Source organism: Corallococcus llansteffanensis (assembly GCF_003612055.1).
Lineage (GTDB): Bacteria > Myxococcota > Myxococcia > Myxococcales > Myxococcaceae > Corallococcus > Corallococcus llansteffanensis.
Window position 1 is genome coordinate 1 of record NZ_RAWB01000537.1, and the last position, 6,817, is coordinate 6,817.

The following is a 6,817-nucleotide window of genomic DNA, read 5'->3' on the forward strand; positions in this document are numbered from 1 at the left end:
CCCTGGTCCGGCTGGAGGGAGGCCTGGAGCGTCCCCGCTACTCGGACGGGTGGCGGGCGGGGAAGCCCGCGGAGGACCCCGACAAGGTGAAGGGCTGGGGGCTCATCACCGCGCGGCCCAGCGAGTTCCTCATCCACATGCGCCGGGGGCGCGTGCGCGAGGTGAGCGGCCAGGGGGCGAGCTGCTTCAAGCTGCCCGGGGACTCGGTGGCCATCGTGCCCACCAGCATCCAGCGGCTGCAGTTCACCGCGGATCAGGTGACGAGCGAGAAGGTGGGCGTGGCGGTGACGGGGCTCGCGGTGTACCGCATCGCGGATCCGCTGGTGGCCTTCCGGATGCTCAACTTCAGCTACCCGGAGCGGGCGCAGGAGAAGCTGGCGGAGCTGCTGCGGGAGATGTTCGTGGGCGCGGCGCGCAGGCTCGTGGCCAACCTCTCCGTGGAGGAGTGCCTCACGCGGCGCAAGGAGGGCATCGCCGCGGAGCTGATGCGCGAAATCGCGCCGGTGCTCGCCGGGCAGGGCCGGATGGAGGACCGCACCGACAAGGGCTGGGGCGTGCTCCTGGACACGATTGAAATCCAGGACGTGCGCGTGCTGTCCGCGTCCGTCTTCGAGCACATGCAGGCCCGCTTCCGCCGTGAGCAGGAGCGGCAGGCGCGTGAGGCGGAGCTCGCGAAGGAGCGCTTCGTGCGGCGCGAGGAGACGGAGGGCGAGCGCGTGCTCAACCTCCAGAAGCTCGCGGCGCGGGAGGAGGTGCGCCAGCGCTCGCAGGCCACCGAGGAGCAGGCGCGGCTGGAGCAGCTCGCGGTGGAGGCGCGCCTCGCGGGCACCCAGCTCGCGCAGGAGCGGCAGGCCCAGCAGGAGAAGACGGCGGTGGAGCGCGAGGTGGCGCTCGCGAAGCTGGCCGCGCAGGAGGAGGTGCGCATCCAGACGCAGGCCTCCGAGGAGAAGGCCCGCCTGGAGGGGCTGGCCGCGAAGGGCCGGCTCGCGGAGGCGCAGCTCGCCGGGGAGCGCCAGTTCGCGCTCAACCGCGCTCAGGGGGAGCTGGAGCGCCTGCGGCTGGAGCACCAGGCGGAGTCCGCGAAGGCGCAGGTGGAATTGGAGCGCCTGCGCCGGCAGCAGCAGGCGGAGGCCGCGCAGCATGAGCTGCGGCTCGCGGAGGCCCGGCAGGAGGCCGAGCAGCTGGCCGCCCGGCTCCAGGTGCTGCTGGCGAAGCAGTCCGTCGCGGAGGCGGAGGCCAGCATCACGGAGCTGGAGCTGCGCCGCACCCGGGCGCAGCAGGGGCTGGAGATGGAGCGGGCGCGGGAGCTTCGTGACATCGAGAACACGGTGAGCCCGGAGGTCATCCAGTTGACCCTGGCGCGGCAGCTCCCCCAGGTGGCGGCGGCCTTCCAGCAGAAGATGGGGGAGGTGCACGTGACGGCGGTGGATGGAGCGAACCCCTTTGGCTACATCGCCGCCGCGGTGGAGGGCGTCATGGGGCTGGCGCGCTCCGCCGGGCTGAAGGTGCCCGGCAACCCCCAGGTCATGCCGGTGGAGTAGCCGCACCGCCGGGCTCCGCATATAGAAGGGGCCCTCGCGCGGGAGCCAGGCACGCATGAACGGAATGAAGCTGACGGCGGCGGCGGTCGCGGTGGTGGCGGGCCTGGCGGTGGCCGTGGTGCCGTGGGTGCTGCCCACGGGCCCGAGCGCCGGGCTGGACGCGTCGAAGTTCCTGGAGTCCGGCAGCCTGCTCTGGGGGGCCGGGGTGGTGTTCGCCGGCGGCCTGCTCACCGCGCTGACGCCGTGCGTGTACCCGCTCATCCCCATCACCGTGTCGGTGTTCGGCGCACGCAAGGCGGAGGGGCGCGGCCGTTCGCTGGCCCTGACGACGTCGTACATCGTGGGCATGGGCGTGGTGTTCAGCGCGCTGGGCATCCTGGCGGCGAAGACGGGGCAGGCGTTCGGCTCCATGCTGGGCAGCCCGGTGGTGGTGACGGTGCTGGCGCTGTTCCTGCTGCTGCTGGCGTCGTCCATGTTCGGCGCGTTCGAACTGGCGCTGCCGTCGTCGCTGCAGACGAAGCTGACGGGCGTGGGCGGCTCGGGCTTCGCGGGCGCGTTCCTCATGGGCAGCGTGTCCGGGTTCCTGGCGGCGCCGTGCACCGGGCCGGTGCTCACGGGCCTGCTGGCCTTCGTGGCGAAGTCCGCCAACGTGACGCTGGGCGCGACGCTCCTGTTCATCTACGCGCTGGGCATCGGCGTGCCGTTCTTCCTCATCGGCGTCTTCACGGTGCGGCTGCCGCGCGGCGGCGTGTGGATGGAGTGGGTGAAGAGCGTGCTGGGCATCATGCTGGTGGCGCTCGCGTTCTCGTACCTGAAGGACGCCTTCCCCTGGGCGCGCGACACGGTGAAGGGGCTGGGCAATGAGGTGGGGCAGGTGCCCGGGGCGCTCATCGCCGCGGTGCTGACGGCCCTGGGCGTGCTCGCGGGCGCGGTGCACCGCTCGTTCAAGGAAGGCGCACGCGACTTCGGCTTCAAGGCGCTGGGCGTGGTGCTGGTGGTGGGCGCGCTGGTGGTGCGCGGCGGCGCGCTGGACGCGAAGCCCACGGGCGCGCTGTGGGTGCGCCTGGGCCTCGCGCAGCCCCCGCGCGCGCCGGCCTGGCAGTGGCACCACGTGATGCCGCCGAAGACGGCCACGTTTGACGCGCGGCAGCTCGACCAGGTGCTCGCGAGCGCGAAGGCCGAAGGGCGCCCGGTGCTCATCGACTTCTTCGCGGACTGGTGCGCGGCCTGCAAGGAGCTGGACCGGGAGACCTACCCGTCCCAGGAGGTCATCACCCAGGCGGAGTCCGGGCGCTTCCTCACCGTCAAGATCGACGCGACGAACAGCGAGGACGCGCTCGACGCGCTGATGGAGAAGCTGGGCGTGGAGGGGCTGCCCACCGTGGCCTTCGTGAATCCGGACGGCACGGTGCTGACGAAGCCGCGCGTGACGGGCTTCCTGGAGCCCGTGCCCTTCGCGGCGGAGATGCGCAAGGTCGTGCAGTAGGCGCACGCGCCGCCGCCGCTCAGAGGTAGTCCACCCAGCCCAGCCGCCCGCGGCTGCCCAGCACGCGCTGGATCATCACCTCGTGCAGCGCGAGCAGCGGCCGGGCCACGTCCTCGCCCTCCAGTCGCGCGAGCGCGCCGGCCATGGCCTCCAGCGTGGACATCCCGTCCGGATGCGGCGGACGGCGCAGGCGGCGGGAGTCCGGCGCTGGCGGAGGCAGCCTCAGTCCCGGCAACCGCCGCAGGCCGGGGACGCGCTGCACCATGCGCCGCGCCTGTGCCCAGCTCCCGTCGATGACGACCAGCCGCTGGGGCAGCGGGCCCTCCGCCTCCGGCGCGTCGGGGAACAGCAGCCACGTGTCCAACCCGTCGTCCAGCACCGACGCATCGAAGGGCTGACCGGGCGCGCCATAGGAGACGATGCGGCAGCGGGGCAGGGCCAGCGCCGCGATGCGCGCGGTGTTGGTGCTCTTCTGCGCCTCCTTGTTGTGCCGGATGACGAGCAGCTCCGTGCGCGTGGGCACGACGGGCACCTCGGCGCACAGGCACCACGCGGTGGGCAGGTAGCACCGCTCACAGCGACCCGCGAGGTCCTCCGGGGTGCTCGACCTCATTTCGCCGTGCGGTAGCGCTCCATCAGGGTCCGCGCCTCCCGCAGCTTCTCCTCGACGAAGCGGTCATCCGCGTCCGGTTCGTACTCCGCGTCCGGCGGATCCAGCTGGAAGAGGGCGGACAGGCTCGCGGGCGCGACCTCCAGCCACTCGGAGGTGCGGTGCAGCGCGGCCTGCCGGCGTCCGGCGAAGGTCTCCGGCCCGTCCTCCGGGCCACAGCGACAGATGCGCGCCGAGTCCCCCGACACGTCCACGTAGAGGCCCAGCACCTCCGCGTCCACCTCCGCGGCCAGCGCGCACGTGGCCTCGCTGATGTAGGCGGCCATGGCCTGCGCCGCGGACCGCTCCGTGAGCGAGCGCACCAGGTACACCTGCCACCCGGCCTCCGTCAGCGCCCCGGCCTCCGTCAGCGGGGCCAGCTCCGCCGGAGGCGCCTGGATGCGCGACAGCAGGCGGCGCACGGGGACCTCCAGCCGCTCGAGCCGGGCGTTCGACGCAGGGCAGAAGAAGACCACGCGGTACTCTCGGCTGTCGGCGGCGGTTTCCATGGGCATACGGCGGTGCCCAAGAGGACCAAAGGACTCCCCAGGCACGCAAGGGGGAGTTTCGGGGAGTTTCGGTCCTGGGGGGCTTCCGGGAGCGGGGAATCCTGGAACCTGGAATCCCGGCGCGGAGGGAAGGGCGCGAAAAACATCCGGGGCCCGCAATCCCCCTGGTGCATGCTGGAAGGGGTCCACGCCCCCCGGCGGGGCCTGAAACACCCGGAGGCACCCCACACCCATGGAGAGACATTGAACCCGGGAACCCGGAACTCGCGGATGTCTGTCTATTCCATGCAACGAATTGGCGTCTGCTTGAAGTGTTCCAATCGCACTGGCAGACGCGCGGCCGGATGAAGCGTCCTGGCGCCTGTCGCATCGGTGAGAAGAAAAAGAATCCGACCCTCTGCGTTCTCTGAGGGAAGGGAGGCGGTCGCATGGTGCCAGGGAGGGAGGAGCCCCCTGTCCGGGAAGGCTCGGGAGGGGAATTCGCCGCGTTCGCGATCCGCCATCAGCCGGTGCTGGTCGCCATCGCGCGCAATGTCTGCGGCCGGGGTGCAAGTGATTGCGACGACCTGGTGCAGGACGTGCTGCTCCGGGCGTTGTTGCAATGGGAGCGCCTCAAACGCTGGCCGGAGCCGGCGCGCCGCGCGTGGCTGGTGCGCGTGCTGCACAACCGCTTCCTGGACCAGTGCCGGCGCCAGGGCGCGGAGACGGACCGGAGGGTGGATCTACACAACGTGCACATGCTCTTCGAGGATCCGGAGGACTCGCCGGAGCCCGAGCAGTGGGAGTGCGTCACGGAGGACGAGTTGCGCCAGGCGGTGGCCCGGCTCAACGAGAAGCTGCGTCAGGCGTTCGAGCTGCATGCGCGCGGCCTGCGCCATGCGGAGATCGCCCGGCGGATGAACACCCCCAGCGCGGGAACGGTGGGCACGTGGCTCTTCCACGCCCGCCGCCGCCTCAAGGCCATGCTCCACGACACCGCGGAACGCCGCCGCCAGGAGAGGGAACGATGAGCCCCGCGTGTGAGGACCTGCGGCCCTTCCTGGACGGGGAGCTGCCCGAGGACGACCAGCGACGGATCCGCGGCCACCTGGCCGGCTGCGAAGCGTGCGCCACGCGCTTCCATGACCTGCTGCAACTGGAGGTGCTGGCGCGGCTCGCGCTGGAGGACGCGGAGGAGAGCGAGCGCTGGGTGTCCGCCCGACAGGCGCGCGAGCGACTGCCAGGGTCGTGGCACGAGGACGTGCCGGAGAACTGGCCCGGGGATGCCCCCACCGCCGCCGCGCCCGTTCCACCTCCCGAGCACCAGGAGGGGCGCTCCTGGCACCAGGGCGCGCGCCGCTACCGCCGCCGCTGCCCGGGCTGCGCGTCCTGCTGCCCCTGGTACTCGGAGGGCGAAGCGGTGGAAGCCGTCAGGGCCCCCCGCTGGCCCTGCCCGCGCGCCGGCCGCTCCGGTGCGGCCGTGCTGCGCCCCCGTCCGCGCCGCTGACCCGGGCCGGACGCGACCCCGCCTGTCCCGCTCCCCTCGCCGGGCAGGCGGGCGGGCAGGGCCCGTTCTTCCCTGGAGGAACACGGCCAAGGATTCATTCCGTTCGCGTTCGACAGGGACGGGAGGCGGAAGCTCGACCACGGGCTGTGACGCGCGATGGATCTCTGGTGCAAGAAGCTCTACCGGTTCGTGGATGGCGAGCTGGAGTCGGGTGACGAGGAGCGTTTCCGGCTCCACCTGGCTCTCTGCCGCGCGTGCGCCAGTGGTCTGCATGACGCCATGCAACTGGAGATGCTCAGCGTCCAGGCCCTCTATGGCGCGGTGCCACACAACGATGCCCCCGCCCCTCCGGACGAGTCCCGTCACCAGGCGCGCTTCACGTGGCTCCGGGGCTGGCGGGGCCAGGCGCTGGGGGCCGTGCTTGCGATGGGGCTGGGAGCGCTCGCCGCGACCCTGCCCACGGTGCACTTCCGGTCCGTGGACGCGTGGCGGGCCGGCGCGGTGGTGCGCGGGCTGGAGGCCCGCATCGCCTACCCCGCCGCGGACCAGTACCTCCCCTATGTCCCCTCCAGGACGGCGGCGCCGGAGGATGGGGGGGTCCAGGCCGGGACCCGGGTGCCCCTGCGAGCGCTGGCGGAGCTGGAGGAGCGCGGGGACCTGCACGGCATCGCGGCCGCCTACCTCGTGCACGGCGAGCTGCGGCAGGCCGCGGACTTCCTGTCACGCAGCGCGCCGTCCGCGGACCGGGACAGCGACCGGGCGGTGGTGGCGATGGCGGAGGGAGACCTGAAGGGCGCGCTGGGCCTGCTGGACGGCGTGCTGCGTCAAGCACCGGACCATCCCCAGGCCCTGTGGAACCGGGCGCTGGTGCTCCGGGCGCTGGGCCTTCCGCGCGAGGCGGCGGAGGCCTTCGACGCGGTGGCCCAACGGGGGGAGCCGGGATGGAGCGAAGAGGCCGGAATCCGGGCCCGCGCGCTGCGGATGGGGGGAATCCGATGAATTGGTACCCGGCGGAGCCAAGGAATCTTCCGGTCGGCGTCTAATTATCGAAACGCGTAGGAAGCACCGCACCCAGGGGGGCCGCGATGTACCGCATCGAAGCGTGGGGCCAGGGGGACGGCGCGATGTGGGCGCCCGGTTCCAACG

General features: G+C 72.4%; 7 protein-coding genes. 5 read left to right on the forward strand and 2 right to left on the reverse strand.

Going from position 1 to position 6,817, the window contains the following annotated elements; translation table 11 throughout:
• Window positions 1-2 precede the first annotated feature (2 nt).
• A complete protein-coding gene (locus tag D7V93_RS34325; RefSeq protein WP_372338382.1) occupies window positions 3-1,541 on the forward strand; it encodes an SPFH domain-containing protein in 1,539 nt (512 codons plus the stop codon).
• Between the two features lie 55 nt (window positions 1,542-1,596).
• The gene (locus D7V93_RS34330) at window positions 1,597-3,027 is read left to right on the forward strand and encodes a protein-disulfide reductase DsbD family protein (RefSeq protein ID WP_120647390.1); all 1,431 of its coding nucleotides are present in this window, start codon (window positions 1,597-1,599) and stop codon (window positions 3,025-3,027) included.
• Window positions 3,028-3,046: 19 nt separating this feature from the next.
• Here D7V93_RS34330 and D7V93_RS34335 read toward each other — a convergent pair whose 3' ends face one another.
• Window positions 3,047-3,640 carry a tRNA-uridine aminocarboxypropyltransferase gene (locus D7V93_RS34335; RefSeq protein WP_120647391.1) on the reverse strand — a complete coding sequence of 198 codons (594 nt, stop codon included), beginning with the start codon at window positions 3,638-3,640 and terminating at the stop codon, window positions 3,047-3,049.
• Entirely contained in the window at window positions 3,637-4,185 is a 549-nt protein-coding gene (locus D7V93_RS34340; protein WP_120647396.1) for a hypothetical protein, read from the reverse strand. The genes D7V93_RS34335 and D7V93_RS34340 overlap by 4 nt, the downstream gene beginning before the upstream one ends.
• 428 nt (window positions 4,186-4,613) lie before the next feature.
• Here D7V93_RS34340 and D7V93_RS34345 point away from each other — a divergent pair, with 428 nt between their 5' ends.
• From D7V93_RS34345 to D7V93_RS34355, 3 genes are all read left to right on the forward strand, one after another.
• Entirely contained in the window at window positions 4,614-5,195 is a 582-nt protein-coding gene (locus D7V93_RS34345; RefSeq protein WP_120647392.1) for an RNA polymerase sigma factor, read from the forward strand.
• Window positions 5,192-5,671 (forward strand): anti-sigma factor family protein, encoded by a 480-nt coding sequence (locus tag D7V93_RS34350; RefSeq protein WP_120647393.1) that lies wholly within the window; start codon window positions 5,192-5,194, stop codon window positions 5,669-5,671. Before D7V93_RS34345 ends, D7V93_RS34350 begins: the two co-directional genes overlap by 4 nt.
• Before the next feature lie 156 nt (window positions 5,672-5,827).
• Window positions 5,828-6,670 (forward strand): zf-HC2 domain-containing protein, encoded by an 843-nt coding sequence (locus tag D7V93_RS34355; RefSeq protein WP_120647394.1) that lies wholly within the window; start codon window positions 5,828-5,830, stop codon window positions 6,668-6,670.
• Window positions 6,671-6,817 lie beyond the last annotated feature (147 nt).